Annotated in this window: 20 protein-coding genes, 1 other RNA gene and 1 pseudogene; 4 read left to right on the plus strand and 18 right to left on the minus strand. The window is 35.0% G+C overall.

Annotated features, from left to right (window positions below; genetic code table 11):
- Positions 1-6 precede the first annotated feature (6 nt).
- The 17 genes and pseudogenes from rimP to ACJTDF_RS00230 form a co-directional block, all read right to left on the minus strand.
- Positions 7-632 (minus strand): annotated as a pseudogene (gene rimP, locus ACJTDF_RS00150) (ribosome maturation factor RimP).
- Positions 633-777: 145 nt separating this feature from the next.
- The gene (locus tag ACJTDF_RS00155; RefSeq protein WP_407965612.1) at positions 778-1,479 is read right to left on the minus strand and encodes a tRNA (guanine(46)-N(7))-methyltransferase TrmB; all 702 of its coding nucleotides are present in this window, start codon (positions 1,477-1,479) and stop codon (positions 778-780) included.
- Complete coding sequence (gene metK, locus ACJTDF_RS00160) at positions 1,476-2,744, minus strand: methionine adenosyltransferase (RefSeq protein WP_407965613.1); 1,269 nt, start codon at positions 2,742-2,744, stop codon at positions 1,476-1,478. The genes ACJTDF_RS00155 and metK overlap by 4 nt, the downstream gene beginning before the upstream one ends.
- Positions 2,745-2,859: 115 nt before the next feature.
- Positions 2,860-3,273 carry a helix-turn-helix domain-containing protein gene (locus ACJTDF_RS00165; RefSeq protein ID WP_249677146.1) on the minus strand — a complete coding sequence of 138 codons (414 nt, stop codon included), beginning with the start codon at positions 3,271-3,273 and terminating at the stop codon, positions 2,860-2,862.
- A 144-nt stretch (positions 3,274-3,417) separates the two neighbouring features.
- Positions 3,418-5,013, minus strand: coding sequence for an apolipoprotein N-acyltransferase (gene lnt / locus ACJTDF_RS00170; RefSeq protein WP_407965614.1), 1,596 nt, complete (start codon positions 5,011-5,013; stop codon positions 3,418-3,420).
- On the minus strand, positions 5,014-6,036 hold the full coding sequence (locus ACJTDF_RS00175; protein WP_407965615.1) for a hemolysin family protein: 1,023 nt from the start codon (positions 6,034-6,036) through the stop codon (positions 5,014-5,016). It abuts the gene before it with no gap.
- A 101-nt stretch (positions 6,037-6,137) separates the two neighbouring features.
- Positions 6,138-6,614: an rRNA maturation RNase YbeY gene (ybeY, locus tag ACJTDF_RS00180; RefSeq protein ID WP_407965616.1), complete on the minus strand. Its 477-nt coding sequence runs from the start codon at positions 6,612-6,614 to the stop codon at positions 6,138-6,140.
- Positions 6,611-7,735, minus strand: coding sequence for a PhoH family protein (locus ACJTDF_RS00185; protein WP_407965617.1), 1,125 nt, complete (start codon positions 7,733-7,735; stop codon positions 6,611-6,613). Before ACJTDF_RS00185 ends, ybeY begins: the two co-directional genes overlap by 4 nt.
- 106 nt (positions 7,736-7,841) lie before the next feature.
- A complete protein-coding gene (gene miaB, locus ACJTDF_RS00190) occupies positions 7,842-9,224 on the minus strand; it encodes a tRNA (N6-isopentenyl adenosine(37)-C2)-methylthiotransferase MiaB (RefSeq protein WP_407965618.1) in 1,383 nt (460 codons plus the stop codon).
- Positions 9,225-9,255: 31 nt separating this feature from the next.
- The gene (gene rimI / locus ACJTDF_RS00195; protein WP_407965619.1) at positions 9,256-9,747 is read right to left on the minus strand and encodes a ribosomal protein S18-alanine N-acetyltransferase; all 492 of its coding nucleotides are present in this window, start codon (positions 9,745-9,747) and stop codon (positions 9,256-9,258) included.
- On the minus strand, positions 9,747-10,430 hold the full coding sequence (tsaB, locus tag ACJTDF_RS00200) for a tRNA (adenosine(37)-N6)-threonylcarbamoyltransferase complex dimerization subunit type 1 TsaB (protein WP_407965620.1): 684 nt from the start codon (positions 10,428-10,430) through the stop codon (positions 9,747-9,749). The genes rimI and tsaB overlap by 1 nt, the downstream gene beginning before the upstream one ends.
- A gap of 734 nt (positions 10,431-11,164) precedes the next feature.
- A complete protein-coding gene (recR, locus tag ACJTDF_RS00205; protein WP_407965621.1) occupies positions 11,165-11,770 on the minus strand; it encodes a recombination mediator RecR in 606 nt (201 codons plus the stop codon).
- Positions 11,771-11,803: 33 nt separating this feature from the next.
- Entirely contained in the window at positions 11,804-12,130 is a 327-nt protein-coding gene (locus ACJTDF_RS00210; protein WP_407965622.1) for a YbaB/EbfC family nucleoid-associated protein, read from the minus strand.
- 14 nt (positions 12,131-12,144) lie between these two features.
- Entirely contained in the window at positions 12,145-14,034 is a 1,890-nt protein-coding gene (locus tag ACJTDF_RS00215) for a DNA polymerase III subunit gamma/tau (RefSeq protein ID WP_407966249.1), read from the minus strand.
- A gap of 226 nt (positions 14,035-14,260) precedes the next feature.
- Positions 14,261-14,358, minus strand: an RNA gene (gene ffs, locus ACJTDF_RS00220) — signal recognition particle sRNA small type.
- 378 nt (positions 14,359-14,736) lie between these two features.
- Entirely contained in the window at positions 14,737-15,159 is a 423-nt protein-coding gene (locus ACJTDF_RS00225; protein ID WP_407965623.1) for a hypothetical protein, read from the minus strand.
- A gap of 150 nt (positions 15,160-15,309) precedes the next feature.
- Entirely contained in the window at positions 15,310-16,041 is a 732-nt protein-coding gene (locus ACJTDF_RS00230; RefSeq protein WP_407965624.1) for a 3-deoxy-manno-octulosonate cytidylyltransferase, read from the minus strand.
- A gap of 111 nt (positions 16,042-16,152) precedes the next feature.
- On the opposite strand from ACJTDF_RS00230, the gene ACJTDF_RS00235 reads away from it, so the two are divergent.
- The 4 genes from ACJTDF_RS00235 to ACJTDF_RS00250 all read left to right on the plus strand — a co-directional run bounded on the left by ACJTDF_RS00235 (position 16,153) and on the right by ACJTDF_RS00250 (position 20,696).
- Positions 16,153-16,698: a c-type cytochrome gene (locus ACJTDF_RS00235; RefSeq protein ID WP_407965625.1), complete on the plus strand. Its 546-nt coding sequence runs from the start codon at positions 16,153-16,155 to the stop codon at positions 16,696-16,698.
- A gap of 127 nt (positions 16,699-16,825) precedes the next feature.
- Entirely contained in the window at positions 16,826-17,947 is a 1,122-nt protein-coding gene (locus ACJTDF_RS00240; RefSeq protein ID WP_407965626.1) for a microcin C ABC transporter permease YejB, read from the plus strand.
- Positions 17,947-19,083 (plus strand): ABC transporter permease, encoded by a 1,137-nt coding sequence (locus tag ACJTDF_RS00245; protein WP_407965627.1) that lies wholly within the window; start codon positions 17,947-17,949, stop codon positions 19,081-19,083. Before ACJTDF_RS00240 ends, ACJTDF_RS00245 begins: the two co-directional genes overlap by 1 nt.
- A 2-nt stretch (positions 19,084-19,085) precedes the next feature.
- Positions 19,086-20,696, plus strand: coding sequence for an ABC transporter ATP-binding protein (locus ACJTDF_RS00250; RefSeq protein WP_407965628.1), 1,611 nt, complete (start codon positions 19,086-19,088; stop codon positions 20,694-20,696).
- Here ACJTDF_RS00250 and ACJTDF_RS00255 read toward each other — a convergent pair.
- Positions 20,642-21,430 carry a molybdopterin-synthase adenylyltransferase MoeB gene (locus ACJTDF_RS00255; protein ID WP_407965629.1) on the minus strand — a complete coding sequence of 263 codons (789 nt, stop codon included), beginning with the start codon at positions 21,428-21,430 and terminating at the stop codon, positions 20,642-20,644. The genes ACJTDF_RS00250 and ACJTDF_RS00255 overlap by 55 nt on opposite strands.
- Positions 21,431-21,466: the final 36 nt, after the last annotated feature.

Genomic DNA, 21,466 nt, shown 5'->3' on the forward strand with positions numbered 1-21,466 from the left:
TTAATATTAATTGTTATAGTTTTTTTCGTTTTTGAGATGTTTAAGATTATCATCCAGGATTAATTGTTGGCACAATCTTTATTTTTTTTCAATGTGTCACGAATAAGTTCATCGGTAAGGATCAAATGCGCATTAGTAATACTAGAAAAAGGAATAAATATATTTGCTTCTTCTCTATCAGCTGTTTTCTCGATATTTAAAGTAAATCCATTTTGTGTAATATCCGTAAGCTTACCACGAAATTTTTGGCGTCCATCAATAATGGTACTAGTTTCAATTTTTGCTAGATGTCCTTGCCAATGAAAAAAATCAGATTTTCTTACGAGTGGACGATCAATACCAGGAGATGAAACTTCTAAATGATATTTTCGCTCAATAATATTTTCTATGTCAAGGAGAGGTGCAACAGTTCGACTAACTATTTCACAATCTTTTATTGTCATGGTGCCATCAGTACGTTCAACCATAATCTGAAGTGTTAAACCATTTAAACTCAAAAGTTTTGTGCGAATTAAATGAAAACCTAAAGGTTTTAATAATGGTATAATAAGAGCAGAAACACGTGCTGCAACGCCATCTTCTTCAAACAAACGTGGTTCATTAATATCATCCATTCTTTTAATTGCGTTCATATGATTCATCCAAGTTGTTATCGAACTTACAATAAAAAAGAGTGGCTCCAAATGGACCACTCCTCATCATAAGGCCGAAAATCTATCTTCTTATACTCTTAAACAGAAAATTTTACAAGTTGTTTATAGTAAAGCATTTTATTTCTTATTTTTTTATAAAAGTAAGATAAGTGGGTGTTCTACCTTCATATAGAGCTTTAGCTTCATATCGGGTACTTGGCCATAGTGGATAGGGAATTTTCCAGTCTGTAGGATTTTCTGCGAGCCATTCAAAACTATTATGTTGAGCACAATGATAAAGTGTCCAGTTGACATAGGTGTCTATATCACTGGCAAAGCGGAATTTTTTACCTACTTTAAGAACTCGAGAAAAACGGTTTAGATTTTTTTCATTAATGAACCTTCGTTTCCAATGCTTTTTTTTAGGCCATGGATCAGGATAAAATAAATCTATTCCATCAAGAGATTCTGTTGGTAACCAATCAAGAAAACGCGTAGCATCATCGTTATAAAGACGAAGTTGATTTTGATATTCTTTGTGCTTTTCAGTGTATAATAATATTTTTGCCATTCCATTAATAAAAGGTTCTATACCAATAAAACCAGTACGTGGAAAACATTTCATTTCATGGAGTAAATGTTCTCCTCCGCCAAAGCCAATTTCAAGTCGAACTTCTTCTACTGGATTGGTGAATAAAGATACTAACTTTAAAGGTGCAGGTTTGCTTAAATCAATGTTAAGAGTAGGAAGAAGTGTATTTATAAGCGTAATTTGATTGCTTCGTAACCGTTTTCCCTGTCGGCGACCAAAAAATGCTTCACTCATACGCGTTTTATGTGCAGTCATAGTATTTTAATCATTTTTTTAAGTTTTCCAACTAGGTCAGTTTTTTCCCAAGAAAATGAACCGTCATGTTCTGGTTTGCGTCCAAAATGGCCATAAGCAGCGGTTTTTGCGTAAATAGGTTTGTTAAGATCAAGATGTTTTCGGATACCTGTTGGTGATAGATCCATTATTTTGGGAATTGTAGTTGCAATAACACTTTCATCTACTTTCCCTGTTCCGTGGAGGTTAAGATAAATGGACAAAGGTTCTGCAATGCCAATTGCATAGGAGAGTTGAATAGTGCATTGATCTGCTAAATTAGCTGCAACAATATTTTTAGCTAGGTAGCGTGCAGCATAAGCTGCAGAACGATCAACTTTTGTTGTATCTTTACCTGAAAAAGCACCACCACCATGAGGTGCAGCACCACCATAAGTATCCACAATAATTTTCCGTCCTGTTAATCCCGCATCACTTTTAGGACCACCAATAACAAATTTTCCTGTTGGATTAATATACCATCTGCATTGATTGGAAATTGGGATATCATGTAAAGCTTGAAAAATATAGGGCTCAACAATTGTACGGACTTTATTTGAATCCCAACTTTCATCAAGGTGCTGTACTGAAAGGACAATCGATGTTACTTCTGCAGGTTTCCCATTTTTATATCGTATTGTTATTTGGTTTTTAGCATCTGGTCCTAGTTTATAAGTTTCTCCCTCTTTCCTATGACGCGCTATCGCAAGATGTTCTAAAATCTTGTGTGCATAATAAATTGGTGCAGGCATGAGATCTGGTGTTTCACGGCAAGCATATCCAAACATAATACCTTGATCACCTGCTCCTTCTTCACCATGACGATCAATGGCATTATCAACTCCTTGTGCGATATCAGCTGATTGTGGACGTAAAAGAACATCAATTTTAACGGTTTTCCAATGAAAATCTTCTTGTTCGTAGCCAATAACACGAATGGCATGACGCACAACTTTACGAAAAGGGGTAGGATTAATAATAAAAGAGCCAACTTTATCACGTATAAATTGACCGTGTTTATCTTTTTTTAAGAGTGTATCGGGAACGCGTACTTCACCAGCTATGACAACACGATTGACACTCACTAAAGTTTCACAAGCAACTCGTATTAACCATGGGTTAGTTCCTGTTTTGTAAGCTTCTCTGTAGACCATATCAACGATTTCATCAGAAATCCGGTCACAAATTTTATCGGGATGTCCTTCCGATACCGACTCACTTGTAAAAAGATAATCTTGATGCGGCATGGGAACTCTCTCAAACAAAAAAGAAATCGATATTTCATGTGTCGTATATTCAAATTTATCTTATTTGCCAATCTTATGGCAAATCGTCAATAATAATATAAAAAAGAATATAATTTTATAGCTTGTTGTTATGATCTTCTTCAGAAAGAGCTTTTGCTAAATCAATAATTTTTCGACGCACTTTAGCATCAGATATATTGGTAAAAGCACGCATTAATTGAATACCTTCACTGCTGGAACAAAAATCTATAAAATTATTATCGCTTTCCGTAAAACCTTCTATAGATTGTATACCAATTCCTTTATCAAAAAAATATGAGACTGGAACATCCATAATTTCTGCGATTGCTTGGAGGCGGCTTGCTCCAACACGGTTTGTTCCTTTTTCATATTTTTGAATTTGCTGAAAAGTAATACCTAATTTTTCACCGAGTTTTTCTTGAGTAAGACCTAATATATTACGACGCAAACGAATACGGGTTCCAACATAAATATCTATTGGATCGGGTTTTTTTCTAGTTTTGGTCATAATGCAACTCTTTATTTTCAGCGCTTTGTTTCCAAACAAACATTAGGTGCATGTGAGGTTAGTTTATTATAAATGAAGATGATATGTAATACTTTTCTTGACGTTACTGGTACACATAACATGATATTGTACATAAGCACTCAATCATTCAAGCTGTTTTGTAGAACCAAAACTAATACGGTACAATAGCATAAGAATGAATAAGATGAAAGTAGAGAATGTTCTGTATTTATTGTTCCAAATCGTGGTAATTGGTTGTGGGATTGGTGCATCAAAAGCGCCAATAATATTGTGTTCAAGAGAAGAAACGATTCTTCCATAAGAATCAATCACAGCTGATATTCCATTATTTGCTGCTCGAATAAGAGGTATTCCCAATTCAATGGCACGGAGTTGTGCTTGTTGAAAATGTTGATATGGGCCAGGTGTTCTACCAAACCATGCATCATTTGTTATATTAATAATTGCTTGAGGGGGAGGACCTTTAAAAGCTGTTGTATTAGGAAATATAGCTTCATAACAAATAAGTGGAAGATAAGAAAAACCGTTTGGCATCATAATGGTTCTTCGCACATTTGCAGCAGTATATCCATCAATGTTATCAGCGAGAATATGCAACCCTAACTTTTTCAGTAAATTTTGATATGGAAGATATTCACCAAAAGGGACGAGATGAAGTTTATCAGATGTGTGAAGAATATCACCTTTGGCATCAATGACTGCGATTGTATTAAAATATTGTATTTCGGTATGAGGGGACGCATTATCGGTTCGAATGGCACCGATAATGGCCCATTGTTGGGGTTTTAGAAAAGAGCCAATATGCTTTGTAAGAATAGAAGACGTATTACTAAGAATATAAGGAAGGGATGCTTCTGGCCATATGATAAAGTCAGGTTCCGGATTCTGGCTAATGGCTGTTTTGATACTTAAGTTTAGATGAGCTGCAAATATATCTTTTCTTTTTGTATTGCTTAATTTAGTGGTTTGTTGGATAGAGGGTTGAACAATACGCACCCAATGGTTATTATTGCGGTACTCTGCTATATTGGGTGCTGTGTTTAAACGATAAAATCCAAATCCGCTATGGGTTAATATAAGAAGGAAACAGAGTAAAAGCGCTGAGAATTTTTTTTCATTTGTTAATAAGACAGTTGGTAAACTATAGCATAAAACAGCAAGAATATTCATTCCATAGAGTCCTACAATCATACTTGATTGCATAAGCATGGGGGTTGGCATAGCTGTATAACCGAGAGCATTCCATGGAAAACCCGTCAATAGCGTCGCGCGCAACCACTCTGCTAATCCGAGTGAGAAGGCCAAAACAAAGAAGCGTGCTATATTTTTTGTCCATAAAAAGAAAGCAATGATACCAGCAAAAAACCAATAAAAAGAAAGGTAAGCAGGAAGACAAAAAATAGAGAATGGTAGTGCCCAAGCAAAAGAGATCGGATCTACTAATAATGCATTACTTAACCACCAAAGGCTACAAATAAAGTAACCAAAGCCAAAGTTTCCAAAGACTAGTGCATTTGTTAAAAGGCGTTTTTTATTGTTTTGGATAGTATTGATTTCATCGAGAAAAACAATGAAGATGGGAAATGTTAAAAAGCAAATGGGTGTTAAATAAAAGGGCGGGAGTGCAAAAGACGTTAATGCACCACATAAAAAAACGCATATTTGCCGTTTCCAACCAGTAATAGAAAGCAGGAGAAGATTTAGCCTCTTTAATAACAATTAGCTATCCTTATAAGGCTGTTGTTCCTTAAGATTTTCATTTTCTGAGATACGAAAAATGCGTAATCGTTTAATTCGACGTTTATCAGCTTCTAAAATACGGAAACGATAACCTGGTACAGTTTCAATTATTTCACCTTTTGAAGGAATGCGATCAAGAATAGAAACGATTAAACCACCAATGGTATCCACTTCATCTCCATATTCTCCCACAACAAAATCAGGACCAAGAGCTTTCTCCACATCTTTTAATTCAGTTTTTGCATCAACCAACCATTTATTATCAGGTTCGCGCACGATAGCGTTATCAATATTATCATGTTCATCTTCAATATCACCAACCACCAATTCGACAATATCTTCTATAGACACTAAACCATCTGTACCACCATATTCATCGATAACTAAAGCCATTTGTGTTCGTGTGGTTTGCATACGCGTTAATAATTTGCTTGCGAGCATAGAACGAGGCACAAACAAAACTGTTCTAATTAGGTCTAGTTCACCGATAGGGTGTTGTAAATCTTTATAATTCAATTGTAGAGAGTCATATTTTTGTTCATTTCGAGTAGAATCGGTAATAAAAGAGGTTATATAATTGAGGATATCATGGATATGAATCATACCTCGCGGATCATCTAATGTTTCAGCGTACACAGGTATACGTGAATGTCCAATTTTTGCAAAAAATCTAAGAGCTTCGCCAAGAGGAGTATTAATTTCCAATGCTTCTATTTCGGAACGTGGAATCATAATATTATCAACACGTGCTTCGCGTAGGCATAAAATATTGTGAAGCATAGTACGTTCTTCAGGAGAAAAAAGTGTTGTTCCCTTCTCATTATCAGCAGCAAATACATCAGTAAGACCATCACGTAGTGATGTGTGGCTGCGTCCACGTAAAAATGAAAATAGATAGCTTAGCAATGAGTTTTTCTTTGTATAGCTTGTTTTTTGTAGAGAATATTCTTCAGAATTAGAAGATATTTGAGTACCATTTTGTGTATTAATTTTATCCGCCATGGCTTTAAAAATTTTCTAAACTTTCTCAATTATAATAGTTACGTCAATTATTTAAAATTTTATTATTTGTAACACAAATTTTAAGTTTCACTTTTATCATTTTACAACAATTTAGTATAGGGATCTTTTATAGATAGTTTTTGAAGTATTTCTTTTTCTAATTTTTCCATTTGGTTAGCTTCATTATTTGTTTCATGATCATAACCAAGAAGATGAAGAATACCATGAATGATTATATGCGTTAAATGATCCTGAAATGATTTTCTTTCTTCTTCTGCTTCTCGCATAACAGTTTCTTGCGCAATAACGATATCACCAAGCATAAGTCTAGGATTTTGTCCAGCTTTAATAGGAAAAGCAGGAAAGGATAAAACATTTGTGGGTTTATTGTGATGACGCCATTGTGCGTTAATTTGTGCCATACGCGTATCATCTGTAAAAAGCAGGCTAAGTTCACTTGTTATCTCATTTAATGATAAATGCTGTAATGTGGTAACTAGAGCTTTGTCAGTAATGTTATAAAGCATTTCCTCATCATTCCATTTAGCACTTTCAATAGTTATATCAATAGCAATCATGGGAAATTGCACTCATTTTTTTTACGAAAAGCGTGTGAGTGGTATTGCTTTTTCTGTTCAATAGAATCACGATCATAAGCTTGAATGATGGTGGAAACAAGAGAGTGTCGCACAACATCTTTTTCATTAAAATGAATAATTGTAATATTTTCTATGTCTGCAAGGATACGAATTGCTTCCACTAAACCTGATTTTTGTCCTGCGGGCAAGTCAATTTGGCTTAAATCACCTGTTATAATCATCCGTGATCCTTCTCCAATGCGTGTAAGGAACATTTTCATCTGCATAGGTGTAGTATTTTGTGCTTCATCAAGAATTATTGCTGAATGAGCAAGTGTTCGACCACGCATGAAGGCTAGAGGAGCTATTTCTATAACTCCGGAGGCTAAGATGCGTTCTACTTTTTCAACAGGTATCATATCATATAGAGCATCGTAAAGGGGGCGTAAATAGGGATCAACTTTTTCTTTAAGATTACCGGGAAGGAAGCCAAGATGTTCTCCAGCCTCAATAGCTGGACGTGAAAGAATAATTCGTTCAATAATACCATATTTAAGAAGCATTACAGCGTAAGCAACGGCAAGATATGTTTTTCCAGTGCCTGCTGGACCTATTCCAAAAATAAGTTCAGCATGTTCCATAGCACGCATATAAGCGTCTTGTGTTAAAGTACGAGCATAGATTGTTTTTTTATGGGTATTAAATTGTGCTAATGTCTGTTGTACAGAAGGCTCGGTTATTTGAAGTTTTTCTTGTTGCTCATCGGGCAAATTTGCCATAGCAATTGCACTTTCTATATCTGATAGAGTAAGTTCTGGATGTGTTTTTGCTTTTCGATAAAGTTGGTCTAATACATAGTGCACCTGTTGTATGGCAATAGCTGTTCCATAGATTAAAATTTTGTTGCCGTGTGGGCGAATATCAAGCTTGAGTTTCTTTTCAAGATAAGCAAGATTTTCATCAAATTTACCAAAAACTATTTTTGCAGTGTTGTTGTTTTCAAAAGTTAAAACAACATGGTGAATGTTGACTGTATTAGCTTTTTTTAAGATGCTTTTATTTTGAGAGGGGATACTTTTTATCTTTGGAATTTGTTTCGATTTTTTGGTTGATGCTTTCAACCCATACTCCTTATCTGTTTATATTATAGCTTTAATATAATCACTTGCCTTTAAAAGTGAAATAGCTTTTTAAGATTATATTTTTAAATAGAACTATAAAATTTTTTTAATATATGTCGATTTTTTCACCAACGAAACTATTAGAACTTGCATCTTTAATACGGATTTTCATAACAGTTCCAACAGAGGTTTGTGTATTTACGACAACAGGTAAAAGCCAAGGGGAACGTCCTACCATTTGCCCCGAGTGACGACCAATTTTTTCAATAAGAACATCGGTTTTTTGACCAATTTTAGAGTGTAAAAATGTATGTTGTTGGTCAAGAAGAATGGTTTGTAAATGCTGGAGGCGAGCATTTTTAACTGTTTCATCAACGTGATTCTTCATTGTTGCACCGACTGTGCCAGGCCGAGGTGAATATTTAAAAGAATAAGCCGAACTATAGCCTACCTGTTTAATAAGCTTGATAGTTTCTTCAAAATCTTCATCAGTTTCGCCTGGGAATCCTACAATGAAATCGCCTGAAAAAGCAATATCAGGTTTTGCAGCACGAATCTTATCGATGAGATGAAGATAATGAATACTTTTGTGTTGTCTGTTCATTGCTTTCAAGATACGATCTGAACCTGATTGAACAGGAAGATGCAGATAAGGCATAAGTATATCAAGATCTCGATGTGCAGCAATAAGACTATCATCCATATCGCGTGGATGACTCGTTGTATAGCGTAATCGTTTTAAACCATCAATTTTAGCCAAATGATGAAGAAGATCTCCAAGGCGCCAAGTTTTCCCATCGATACTCTGTCCATGCCATGCATTTACATTTTGCCCAAGAAGTGTAATTTCTTTTACACCTGCTTCAATAAGCTGGCGCGCTTCATCAGTGATTTGCTTAACGGATCGGGATATTTCTGCGCCCCGTGTGTAGGGAACAACGCAAAAGGTACAAAATTTATCGCAACCTTCTTGTACTGTTAAAAATGCACTAACACCTCGTTGTTGCACAGCTCGTTTGTTATGAGGTGGTAAATGGGTAAATTTATCTTCAATGGCATAATCTGTTTCAACAACTTTTTTTCCTTGTTTGACTTGTTTTAATAGTTCCGGTAGGCGGTGATACATTTGTGGTCCAATGATGAAATCTACGGTTGGTGCACGTCGCAAGATTTCATTTCCTTCAGCTTGTGCAACACAACCTGTAACACCGATCATCAAAGGTTTATCATGTGTACGTCCTTGACGTATTATTTGCAAGCGACCAAGGTCAGAGTAAAGTTTTTCTGCTGCTTTTTCGCGAATATGGCAGGTATTGATCAGAATAAGGTCAGCATCATTTGGTGTTTGTGTCGCGATATAACCTTGAGTGCTTAAACTATCATTCATTCGTTGGCTGTCATAAACATTCATTTGGCATCCATAAGTTTTGATAAAAACTTTTTTGGGGCCATTGGGAAGTATGCTTTTAGAGTTTTTACGATGATCCATATTGCGTTTCTAAACGTTTTTTTTTTAAATCTCAATCTATTTGCTTGAAAGTTTTTTGCATGATGATTGCATCTGTGAATCCATTGTGTGATTGATAGTAGGCTGGGCGTTTAGCAATCTTTTGAAATTTAAATCGTTTATAAAGGGCTAAAGCAGGAAGATTGGTTTCTTCTACTTCTAAAAAAAGTTTTGTTGCATGTTCACGACGGAGATGGTGAAATATGTGATCAATAAGAAAATGACCAATTTTTTGTTGACGATTGTTAGAATGAACTGCAATCGTTATAATTTCAGCTTCATTGAGAATAAGACGGCAGAGACAAAATCCTAAAATTTGATGAGATTGTCCAATGAGATGGGCTTTATAGCCAAAAATAGAATGATCTTTTAAAAAAATCTCAAACGTTTGTTTTGTCCACGCTAGGGCAAAACAATTTTTATGAATTTGATGAAGAAAAATACTGTCCTCAGAGTGTAATGGCGCAATTACAAAATTTTTTTTTGTCAACGAAGATTTAGTCATTATTGTTTTCGTGGTAAGGCAAAATCAGTTTGTTGTTTTGCATCAGCATCGCGTAAGTAGAGGGGACGTGGTGGTGTTTGCGGCTGTTTATTTGCAGCTAGGCGTGCATAAGTTAAAATGTCCGCCGCATCACATGGAATGGAAACCGGTATAATTCCTTTGCTTATTGTATTGTTTCTAATATATAGAGCAATAATTTCAGCAGCTGGACCAGTGAGTATGGTGTGTTGGAATAGATCTGCTACAATATTTTCAGGTGTTTTTAAGCTAGGCATGCTTAAAGCTATAAGGTTGTTATTGAAATTTTGATGATAGAACATCTCTCTACCGGCTTCAATGACAACAGTGATGGTTGATGTGATATTTTCGTTAGCTACTTGTGCAGCTAATGCTTCAAGTGAGCTTACTCCAATGGCTGGAATTTCTAACGCTAAGGCCAAAGCTTTTGCTGTAGCAATACCTATACGTATACCTGTAAACGATCCCGGTCCAATATTGACGGCAATGCGATTAATCTGATCAAGCTTGATATTTGCTTGATGTATTAGCTGCTCGATTTGACCAATAAGTTTCTCAGCATGACCTTTGCCAATACATTGGCTGACACGTGCAATAACAGATTTATGCTGAACAAGTGCGACGGCACAATAAATTGAAGCTGTGTCTATGGCAAGAATAAGCATAAGCGCTTTTTAGCCGAATATAGTGATAAATAAAAGGTCAGTTTTATTTTTTAGAAATTTTATTTATCTATAAAATATTAAAAAATTTTCAGATCAGTAAGAATAGTTTTTTGAGATGTGTTTTAAGCATGGCGTGTCTGTTAGCACAGAAAAAAAGACACATGTAAAATAAATTCAGTATCTTAGATTTATTTGCAAACCATATTTAAGAGAGTGAGGTATTTAATATACTTTTAAAATGTTATGTGCTCAAAATTAAAGAGCTTTATTATAAGAATACTGAAGACGCTGAGGATAAATATAGAGCTGATTGAAGTACATATGATACGCCATCCGGTTTTTTTTAATGAACGAATATAAATACTTAGTTCCAATCCTATCATTGAAATGATAGTGAAAAATTGGGTAATAAAGTTGATAGAGATAAGAGAAGTTGTAGGAATAAGTTCTGCATATTCTGGAAGAGAAGAACAACTACGGACAATAGAGACTAATAAAATCGCTAAAACAAGAGTCTTAATCCACACTTCTGCAAGAAATTGCTTTTCTATAAATTCTAAATCGTACGCAAATACTGATATAAGCGCGCAGATTAAAATTTCCGATTCTCAATTGATGAGTTAAGATAAATCTTTACTCGGCATTTCAGGGATTCCCCTCCCACTCTCATAACATTGAGCGCCTATTTCTATTATAAATTTAGAGACTATCAAATAAATAACAGATAAATAATTTCAAAAATTAGTTCTTGCTTGCAAGGCAGCAGCTAAAGTCCCATCATCGAGATAATCTAGTTCACCACCTACTGGTACTCCATGGGCAAGGCGAGTGATTTTAATGGAAAACTGAGAAAGTTGATCGGTAATATAGTGAGCTGTTGTTTGTCCTTCAACTGTAGCATTAACAGCTAAGATAATCTCTGTAATGGAATTATTGGTAATGCGGTTGATTAAGGAGATAATGTTCAGTTCATCAGGCCCTATTCCATCTAAAGGAGATAATCGTCCACCTAAAACATGATAACGTGCTGATAAAAACTTTGTACGTTCAAGAGCCCAGAGATCAGAAATATCTTCAACAACAATGATTATTGATTCATCACGGCGAGGATCTGTACAAATTGAACAGGGATCTGTTGTATCTACATTACCACAAATAGAACAAATTCGAACTTTATTTGCAGTTTCTAGCATTGCAGATCCTAGAGGTTCTAGCAGGGTTTCTTTTTTTTTGATTAGATAGAGAGCGGCACGACGCGCTGAACGTGGCCCAAGACCTGGTATCCGTGCTAAAAGCTGAATAAGGCGTTCAATTTCAGGGCCTGCAATATGTTTAGACATGCTATTATACCAAGGGATGAAAATACAGTTTATTTATAAAAACGGAAATTGAAAACCGGGTGGGATTGGCATTCCTGCAGTTACACTTTTAGTTTTTTCTTTAATAATTACATCTAGTTTACTTTTAGCGTCGTTATAGGCCGCTATGACAAGATCTTCAAGAATTTCTACGTCTTTAGGATTCATTAATGAAGGGTCAATTTTTATTGCTGATATGGTATTTTGACCATTAATAGTGATCTTGACAAGACCTCCACCTGCTATACCAGTTGCTTGCAGATTAGCCAATTCACTTTGCATTTGCTGCATTTTTGTTTGCATTTCTTTGACTTTTTGCATTATATTCATCATGTCACGCATAGGGATTGGTTTCCTTATTCATCATTTGTATTATTATCAGTGTCAAAGATATTGGGGATTAAATCAAGATCATTTTCTTTTTTATTGAAGCGAATATCAATGATTTTTGCTCCTGGGAAATTATTGAGAATTTTTGCAATATCAGGATCTGTTTGTGCATCGGAAAAAAGAGATTTTTGTATAGCGATACTTTCTTCTTGTAAAGTTGGTTCCCCTCCTTCATTTACAAGAGTTATAGTCCAGCGCTTTCCAGTCCATTGGTACAGCATTTTTTTTATATCACGTTCAAGGGAGTGAGGAGCTTCTTCAGCAAATCTTAACGTAATATGCTGCGGTTCAAAAGAAACAGGATGAACGAATTCTTTGATCAACAATTTGAAATGTATTTCATTATGCTGCTCAGCTAGATCAACAATATCCTTTAAAGAATTTATGATGATTTTTTGTTCTGTAGCTTCCATTTCTGATTGGGGGACGATATGAGATAGATTGGTTATGTTTTTATCAAGTTGATTAGCTTGAACATTTTCACTTGTTTCAATCTTATTACAAAAGTCCGTCTTTTCAGAAGTTGTAATCTTTAATTGTTTTATATATTTAGGGGAGCGACTAGATTGGTTTTGCAGTGAATCTGAAATTGGGGAGGAGGCGTAGCTGTGTGCAACTTCTGTTTTTGTAATGTTGCTTTCATTTATTTTTTCTTGAGAGGAATGGTTTTCAACAAGTGTAGGTATTTTTTTTTCCTGTGTGAGTTTTGTTAAAGCTTCATCAAGAGTTGGTAAATCAGCAACATGAGCAAGACGAATCAATAACATTTCGGCAGCTTGAATAGGATGAGAGGCTTGGTTAACTTCCTGTAGGCCTTTGAGGAGCATTTGCCAACTACGTGAAAGAACACGAATAGAAAGTTTTTGTGAAAAATTTAAGCTTCTTGAGCGTTCCTCTTCTGTAAGTGATAAATTTTCTATTATTTCTGGTGTCAAACGTAATCGTGTTATTAGATGATTAAAATCAGCTAATTCTGTTAGTATAGCAAAGGGATCTGCACCTGCATTGTACTGATTGCGTAATTCATACAATGCATTAACAATATTTCCTTTCATAATAGATTCAAAGAGATCAATGATGCGAGATTGATCAGTTAATCCTAACATTAGGCGTACTGCAATGGCATCAACTTTGCCATTACCATAGGCAATTGCTTGGTCAAAAATAGATAATGCATCACGGACAGATCCTTCTGCTGCACGGGCAATCATGAATAATGCTTGATCTTGTGCTTCAACTTTTTCTAGTTGAGCAATTTTGCGTAAATGGGTGACCAAAACAGCTGCTTCAATACGTTGCAAATTAAAACGCTGACAGCGTGAAAGAATTGTAATAGGAACTTTGCGAATTTCTGTCGTTGCAAAAATAAATTTCACGTGCGGAGGAGGTTCTTCAAGTGTTTTTAATAGACCATTAAATGCTTGTGTTGAGAGCATGTGAACTTCATCAATAATATATACTTTATAACGTGCAGAAACAGGGCGGTAACGGATTTGTTCAATAATTTCACGAATATCGTCAATACCAGTATGCGAAGCAGCATCCATTTCAATAACATCTATATGGCGACCCTCAATGATTTGTGTGCAATGCTCACCAAGTGTATCGAATAAGGTAGTTGGTTTATCAATATCTTTTGTTTTGTAGTTAAGAGCTCGGGCTAAAATACGCGCTGTCGTGGTTTTTCCTACTCCACGAATTCCTGTTAACATCCATGCTTGTGCAATACGTCCTGTTTTAAAAGCATTATTGAGAGTACATACCATTGCTTCTTGGCCAATTAGGTCAGAGAAGCTTTGAGGTCGGTATTTGCGAGCAAGAATGCGATAGGCCGTTATTGCTGGAGTATCTTTTATTAATTGTTCCAATTATGAAGCTCTTTTTGATATATATTCAATAATATAAAAGGATAGATTAACAGAAATCTCTTTAAATATTAAGAGAGTTTTTTAATGAGCTTGTTTTAAGAATAACATTTTTTGAATTTAAGAGAGCTCAAAACTTCTCTTCCTTTGATACGGAAATACTACTGTAAAACTAAAACATTATATTTTAAAATTTAAATATATAGCTTATTTAAAAGAGGGAGATTGGTACGATGACCCGTACAAAAACTCGTTAGGGCTGCTTCTTTCCAGATCTGACCCGATTGGCGAGCAGTTCGTCCATCACCAACCTCCTTTCGCTTATATTATCGATTTAAAATAAAAAATCAAGAAAGAACCAAAAATGTGATAAAAATAACCGAAATTTGCACTCTGAAATTATTTTTTATTCAGAGATAGAATATTATATCTGCAAAAAACACATTTACATAACAAAATAAGTCGGTTTGGTGTAATCCTTTGATCAGAAATCCCCTTGGTGAGTAATTCGTTCATCACCAACCTCCTCTCATTTGTATTATTATTATCGATTTAAAATAAAAAATCAAAGAAGGACCAAAAACATGATACAGATGCTTAAAATTTGTATCTGAACTTGATAAGCATTTCAGAATGCACTATAAAAGCGTATTCACATGGAAATAAATCTTTCTTAATTTTAAAATAATCTTATTATTCTCCATATCCTCCTAAATCATATATTCCTGCATCACAGTTTGTTCCTACAACTTTATTGTCGGTTACATTTTCAAAAGTGTAAGGTCCTCCTATCCAAGGGAAACTTACATCAAGGGACGCAACATTACTAATCATAAATATTTTTTTGTCTTTGTCGTGAGTTATCTGACTTGGATTTTCAGGAATAATTTTCAGATATTCTAAGCTACGAGGGTCTGTATATGTTAAACGAAATGTGGTTACAGGGTCGAGGTTTTTACAAATATATTGCACTCCTTGTCTAATTGTCGGGTGTTTTTCAATTACAACCTTCTCATGAGGTTCAAATATCCACTTCTTTTCGCCAAATCCAGCCAAAGCATCATTAGAGATCAAAATACTTACAAAAGTCAGCCCTTGAGATAGAAGTTTTTTCATTTATATATTCCCCTTTTAAATTATTCAGAATGATCATGTTTAATTAACAATACAACATTGTTTAATTTTAAAATATACCAAAAAAAATAATATAGAAACTAATTCTATATTATTTTGAAAAAGAGAATTTGTTGATTATTATAGTTAATTTTATACTAGAATTTTACGGACTCTTTCGAGATCATTTTGTGTATCGACACTTAAAAAAGTTGTATCGATTAGCTCCACATCAATACGCATATTGTTTTCTAATGCGCGTAATTGCTCAAGTTTTTCACGTTGTTCAAGTGTCGATGGTTTAAGTGTTATAAATTTTTCAAGAGCTTTGCGTCGGTAAACATATAATCCAATATGGTGGTATAAAGGTCCATCTCCATAAGGTGCAGTTGCACGGGTAAAATAAAGGGCACGAAGTCGATTTTTAGCAATTGGTGAGCCAATGATTTTAACAATATTGGGGTTTGTTTTTTCATTTTCTTCAATAAGTTTTGTTCCTAATGTTGCAATATCAGTTAAATTATTTTCTAGGGGCCGTAAGGCACTTACGATGGCATTAGGCGTTATTGTTGGCAAGTCACCTTGTACATTCACAATAACATTATAGTGCTGTTCAGGATCAACTTTGGTTAAGGCTTCATAAATACGATCAGATCCCGATTGATGATTTGTGCAGGTTATGATACATTCATAGCCATAAGCTGTAACGGTTTGAGCAATTTTGTCATGGTCTGTTGCAACGATAATACGCTCTAATCCAGTTTCTTTTGCCCGTTCAGCAACATGAATGATCATGGGTTTTCCGGCGATATCAGCTAAGGCTTTACCTGGTAGACGAGTTGAACCCATGCGAGCGGGAATGAGAATGAGCGGTTGAAGAGACATTGTAGAGTTCCAAAGAATGTGTACTTAATTTATAATCTTATACCTTAATAAGGGAAGGAACCGCAAAGAACTATACTGAAAATAATATAAAAATATGAAAGTTTAAATTTTATGAATCGATCAACCTTCGTTTATTTAATTTGTGCGTGTTTATTTTTGTTGATTATTTTAGTGGGCATTTTCACTATCAGCGATATGATTTATGATGACTCGGTTCAACATTCTTATAAAATTACCGATAATGACACATTTAAAGAAACACAAAGTATGTCTGGTAAATCTTTATTGTTGAGTGATCTTCTTAAACAAGGCAATCTTGAGAATGGACGGAAAATTTTTCGCCAGTGTGCAATTTGCCATGCTTCTAAACCTGATGGATCTAATCGTGTTGGTCCGTCACTTTGGGAGATTGTTGACCGTCCTTTAGCAAGTGTAAAAAATTTTTCTTATTCAAAAGTGTTGCGTGCGAATTCTGATAAAAAATGGGATTTTTTTACTTTGGATCGTTATATTCAATCACCACGTCAAGCGTTTCCAGGAACAATTATGTCTTTTCGTGGGATTAAAAATGATCAAGATCGTGCTGACCTTTTACTTTATTTGCGTAGTTTATCTGATTATTCTATTCCTCTGCCAGAGGATGATGAACAAGATTAGTTTATATTAAAAAAACATATGGTTAGATTTTATTTGTAATTTTGTTTTTTGAATTTATCAAAATTATTATTGATCCGTCATTTAAATGATATGATATGTTGTGTTATTGAAAGGGAAAAACAAATAAATGGCAGCCTATATTATACGGCGTTTTCTTCTAATTATACCGACACTTATTGGTATTTTAACAATGACATTTATCATTGTTCAATTTACCCCAGGTGGACCTATTGAAAATATTATTGCTCAATTACAAGGAACAGGGGGAGACGCTATAGGACGCATAGCTAGTAGTGGAGATTTTAATTTATCTTCTGATGTTATTTCTGATAGTACTCATATCGAATCATTATCGTCTGCGCCTTCTCAATATCGTGGTGCACAGGGATTGGATCCAGAATTTATTGCCAAACTTGAAAAACAATTCGGTTTTGATAAGCCTCCTTTGGAACGTTATTTAACAATGCTTAGTCGTTATATGTGTTTTGATTTTGGGGAGTCTTATATACAGGGGCGTTTAGTTATTGATCTTATTAAAGATGCATTACCTGTGTCTCTTTCTCTTGGCTTTTGGCATTTATTAATTTCTTACGCTATTTCTATCCCATTGGGAATCCGTAAAGCGATCAGGGAAGGATCTATTTTTGATGCATGGACAAGTACTGTTATTGTTATTGGCTATGCAATTCCAAGTTTTCTTTTTGGGATTTTTTTAATGGTTTTTTTTGCTGGGGGATCATTTTTTGATTGGTTTCCATTGAACCATTTAACTTCTGATAATTTTGATTCATTATCTTTTGGAGCAAAGATATTGGATTATTTACATCATTTGGTTTTGCCACTGACAGCGATGGTCATTTCTTCTTTTGCAACAACGACATTGTTGACAAAAAACTGTTTTCTGGAAGAAATTCGTCAGCAATATGTTATTACAGCTCGCGCTAAGGGTTTAAGTGAGCATGCAGTTCTTTATGTCCACGTATTTCGTAATGCGATTTTAGTTGTCATAGCTTGTTTTCCTGCGACTTTTATGGGAGCATTTTTTAGTGGATCTTTATTAATTGAAATGCTCTATTCATTAAATGGTATAGGACTTTTAAGTTATACATCTATTGTTAATCGCGATTATGCTGTTGTATTTGCTTCTCTTTATATTTTTTCGTTAATTGGTCTTATTATAAACCTTATTTCTGATGTTGTTTATATGATGGTGGATCCACGTATTGATTTTGATAAAAAGGATTTATAATGGAAGAGGAAAGAGGCAATAGATTGTGTGATGATAAATTGAAACGGTTGACTTTCTTTTCTCCATTAAATGTGCGACGTTGGCAGAATTTCAAACAGAATCGTCGCGGTTGGTGGTCGTTATGGTTCTTTTTATTTTTATGTATTTGTTCTTTTGCAGCAGAATTTATTGCTAATGATCGTCCGATTATTGTGTCTTATAAAAAAGAGCTTCTTTTTCCTGTTTTTTTTGATTATCCTGATGAAAAATTTGGTGGCAATTTAGCTAAGGCAGATTTTCGTGATCCTTTAATCCAAAATGAAATAGCCCAACATGGTTGGGCATTTTGGCCACCGGTCCGTTATTCTTATAGTACGATAGTAGGGAACAAAGCTTTAGCATTATCTCCTCCTTTTTGGCTCCAAAATAAAGAAGAGCGTTGTGTTGGTTATGCACAGGGAAATGCTCATCCAGAATGTAACGTTAATCATTGGAATTGGCTTGGAACGGATGATCTAACACGTGATATTTTTGCGCGGGTTTTATATGGTTTTCGTGTATCAATAATTTTTAGTATTTTTTTAACAGCTATTTCTGCAATTATAGGTATTATAGTTGGTGCAGTTCAGGGTTATTTTGGTGGTTGGATCGATTTAATTTGTCAGCGTTTGATTGAAATATGGTCGTCTGTACCATCACTTTATTTAGTGATTATTATGGCTGCAGTTTTAGCACAGGGCTTTTGGATGCTATTAGGTGTTATGTTGCTTTTTCAATGGGTAGTATTGGTTGGCGTAGTACGTGCGGAATTTTTGCGAGCAAGAAATTTTACCTATATTAGTGCTGCACGTGCATTAGGTGTTCCTAATAGAATCATTATGATGCGTCATTTATTGCCTAATGCTATGGTTGCTGCTTTAACTTATTTGCCGTTTTTATTGACATCAGGGATTTCATTGTTGACATCGCTTGATTATTTAGGCTTTGGTCTTCCTCCTGGTTATGCTTCTTTAGGAGAAGTGATGCGGCAAGCTACTTCTAATCTAAATGCCCCTTGGATTGGTATTACAGGTTTTATTGTTATTGCTGTGTTATTGTCGTTGCTGGCATTTATTGGCGAGGCAGCTCGCGATGCTTTTGATCCGAGAAAAATATAATAATGACAAAATTGCTTTCAGTACGTGATCTCTCGGTTGTATTTCGTCAGGCAGAGACAAAAAAATATATTCTTAAACAGATTTCTTTTGATATTCAGGAAGGAGAAACAGTTGCTTTTGTTGGAGAATCAGGTTCAGGAAAATCAATAACAGCACTATCTATTTTGCAATTATTATCTTTTTTAAAAAGGCTTGATCAATCGGGTGAAATTCTCTTTAATAATAAAGATTTAATGAAGTTGAAAGAAGAAGATTTGCGTAAAATTCGTGGCAAAGATATTGCCATGATTTTTCAAGAGCCGATGATCTCTCTTAATCCTTTACATACTGTAGAACGTCAAATAGGTGAAGTCCTTAAAATGCATTCAGTTATTTCTGATAAACTGTTACGCATGCATATTATTGATTTACTGAAAAAAGTAGGTATTTGTGAACCACAAAAACGTTTAGATTCATTTCCTCATCAATTATCAGGTGGTCAACGACAGCGTGTGATGATTGCAATGGCACTTGCGAATAATCCAAAATTATTGATTGCTGATGAGCCAACAACTGCACTTGATGTAACTGTTCAAGCACAAATTCTTGAGTTATTAATACAGCTTAAAAAACATCACAAAATGTCAATGCTTTTTATTACGCATAATTTGGCTATTGTGCGTCGTATTGCAGATCGTGTCTACGTTATGAAAGAAGGAAAAATTGTTGAAAGTGGTTCAACAAACAAAATTTTTAAAAATCCTCAACATCCTTATACCAAGCAATTATTAGCGGCAGAGCCTAAAAATCATCCTCTTCAAGTTGATGATAACGCACCTGTTTTGATGCAAGGTCAAAAAATACGAGTTTGTTTTCCAATAAAAAAAGGATTGTTTCGACGAACGGTTGATTATGTAAAAGCTGTTCAGGATATTGATGTTATAATTCGTTCTGGCCAAACGCTTGGTGTTGTAGGAGAATCGGGATCAGGAAAAACAACATTAGGATTCGCATTGACACGAATGTTGTCTTCTAAAGGTCAAATCATTTTTGATGGTGTTGATATAAGCAATTTTAATTTTAAGCAGATGCGTTCTTTGCGTCGTCATATCCAAATTGTTTTTCAAGACCCTTTTAGTTCACTTTCTCCACGTATGTCTATCAGTGAAATTATTGCTGAGGGATTATCAATTCATGAACCTAAGCTGTCTTATTCTGAGCGTAATGATCGTGTAATTGAAGTTTTGTGTGAAGTTGATCTCGATCCTACGATCCGTTTTCGTTATCCTCATGAGTTTTCTGGTGGACAGAGACAGCGGATTGCCCTTGCACGTGCAATTATTCTTAAACCACGCCTTATTGTGCTTGATGAACCAACATCATCTCTTGATATGAGTGCGCAGGCACAAATTGTTGATCTTTTACGTTATTTGCAACTAAAATATCATTTAAGTTATTTGTTCATTAGTCATGATTTGAAAGTTGTTAAAGCGCTTGCGCATGAAGTGATCGTTATGCATCATGGCAAAATAGTTGAATATAGTTCTGCTGATCGTATTTTTTCTTGTCCCCAAAATCCTTATACGCAAACTTTGATGTCTGCTGCATTTGCGCTAGAAGCTGATCGTTTATAGGAAATTATATCAAATTGTGCTGACAATCCGTTATAAAGGAGGAGCTTTCCCACTAAAAGTTCACCAATATTTGTGATCAATTTAATTGTCTCCATTGCTTGTAATGTGCCGATAACTCCAGGCAAGGTACCGATGATTCCAGTTTCAGCACATGTCGGTGTAGTACCTAGAGGTGGGGGATTAGGAAATAAATCTCGATAGTGTGGATTATTGTCTTTATAAGGCATAAGTACTGTTAGTGAACCTTTAAATCGGTGGATAGCGCCACTTATTAAAGGCTTCGCACATTGGGCAGCATGATCTGCAAGGAGATAGTGCGTGGCAAAATTATCGCTGCCATCAATAATGATGTGATAGGCGTTAAGTAGTTGATCCACATTGCTTTCATTTAATCGAATGTTGTATCTTTCAACTTTAACATGAGGGTTTATTGCTTTTATTGTTGTTTCTGCACTGATGGTTTTGTATTGGTTAATTGTATTTGTGTTGTGAATAACTTGGCGTTGTAAATTGGATAATGAAACAATGTCATCATCAACAATTCCAATAGTTCCAATGCCTGCTGCAGCAAGATAGAGTAAGACAGGAGTTCCAAGACCACCTACACCAATGACAAGAACACGTGCAGCTTTAAGCTTTTGTTGCCCTATTCCACCAATTTCAGGCAGGATGATATGACGTGCGTAGCGTTCGATTTCCTCTTTACTTAATTTTTCATCAACTTCTTTTATCATGGGCTCTCTCTTGTCATAGTTTCTTTTACTATTTAA

The organism is Bartonella bennetti (genome assembly GCF_045945445.1).
In the GTDB taxonomy this organism is placed as follows: Bacteria; Pseudomonadota; Alphaproteobacteria; order Rhizobiales; family Rhizobiaceae; genus Bartonella.

What these genes read in the sequence shown, in the direction of transcription:
- ACJTDF_RS00155 (WP_407965612.1), bottom strand. Translation starts at nt 1,479, where the DNA reads ATGACTGCACATAAAACGCGTATGAGTGAAGCATTTTTTGGTCGCCGA.
- metK (WP_407965613.1), bottom strand. Translation starts at nt 2,744, where the DNA reads ATGCCGCATCAAGATTATCTTTTTACAAGTGAGTCGGTATCGGAAGGA.
- ACJTDF_RS00165 (WP_249677146.1), bottom strand. Translation starts at nt 3,273, where the DNA reads ATGACCAAAACTAGAAAAAAACCCGATCCAATAGATATTTATGTTGGA.
- ACJTDF_RS00175 (WP_407965615.1), bottom strand. Translation starts at nt 6,036, where the DNA reads ATGGCGGATAAAATTAATACACAAAATGGTACTCAAATATCTTCTAAT.
- ybeY (WP_407965616.1), bottom strand. Translation starts at nt 6,614, where the DNA reads ATGATTGCTATTGATATAACTATTGAAAGTGCTAAATGGAATGATGAG.
- miaB (WP_407965618.1), bottom strand. Translation starts at nt 9,224, where the DNA reads ATGGATCATCGTAAAAACTCTAAAAGCATACTTCCCAATGGCCCCAAA.
- rimI (WP_407965619.1), bottom strand. Translation starts at nt 9,747, where the DNA reads ATGACTAAATCTTCGTTGACAAAAAAAAATTTTGTAATTGCGCCATTA.
- tsaB (WP_407965620.1), bottom strand. Translation starts at nt 10,430, where the DNA reads ATGCTTATTCTTGCCATAGACACAGCTTCAATTTATTGTGCCGTCGCA.
- recR (WP_407965621.1), bottom strand. Translation starts at nt 11,770, where the DNA reads ATGTCTAAACATATTGCAGGCCCTGAAATTGAACGCCTTATTCAGCTT.
- ACJTDF_RS00210 (WP_407965622.1), bottom strand. Translation starts at nt 12,130, where the DNA reads ATGCGTGACATGATGAATATAATGCAAAAAGTCAAAGAAATGCAAACA.
- ACJTDF_RS00225 (WP_407965623.1), bottom strand. Translation starts at nt 15,159, where the DNA reads ATGAAAAAACTTCTATCTCAAGGGCTGACTTTTGTAAGTATTTTGATC.
- ACJTDF_RS00230 (WP_407965624.1), bottom strand. Translation starts at nt 16,041, where the DNA reads ATGTCTCTTCAACCGCTCATTCTCATTCCCGCTCGCATGGGTTCAACT.
- ACJTDF_RS00235 (WP_407965625.1), top strand. Translation starts at nt 16,153, where the DNA reads ATGAATCGATCAACCTTCGTTTATTTAATTTGTGCGTGTTTATTTTTG.
- ACJTDF_RS00240 (WP_407965626.1), top strand. Translation starts at nt 16,826, where the DNA reads ATGGCAGCCTATATTATACGGCGTTTTCTTCTAATTATACCGACACTT.
- ACJTDF_RS00245 (WP_407965627.1), top strand. Translation starts at nt 17,947, where the DNA reads ATGGAAGAGGAAAGAGGCAATAGATTGTGTGATGATAAATTGAAACGG.
- ACJTDF_RS00250 (WP_407965628.1), top strand. Translation starts at nt 19,086, where the DNA reads ATGACAAAATTGCTTTCAGTACGTGATCTCTCGGTTGTATTTCGTCAG.
- ACJTDF_RS00255 (WP_407965629.1), bottom strand. Translation starts at nt 21,430, where the DNA reads ATGATAAAAGAAGTTGATGAAAAATTAAGTAAAGAGGAAATCGAACGC.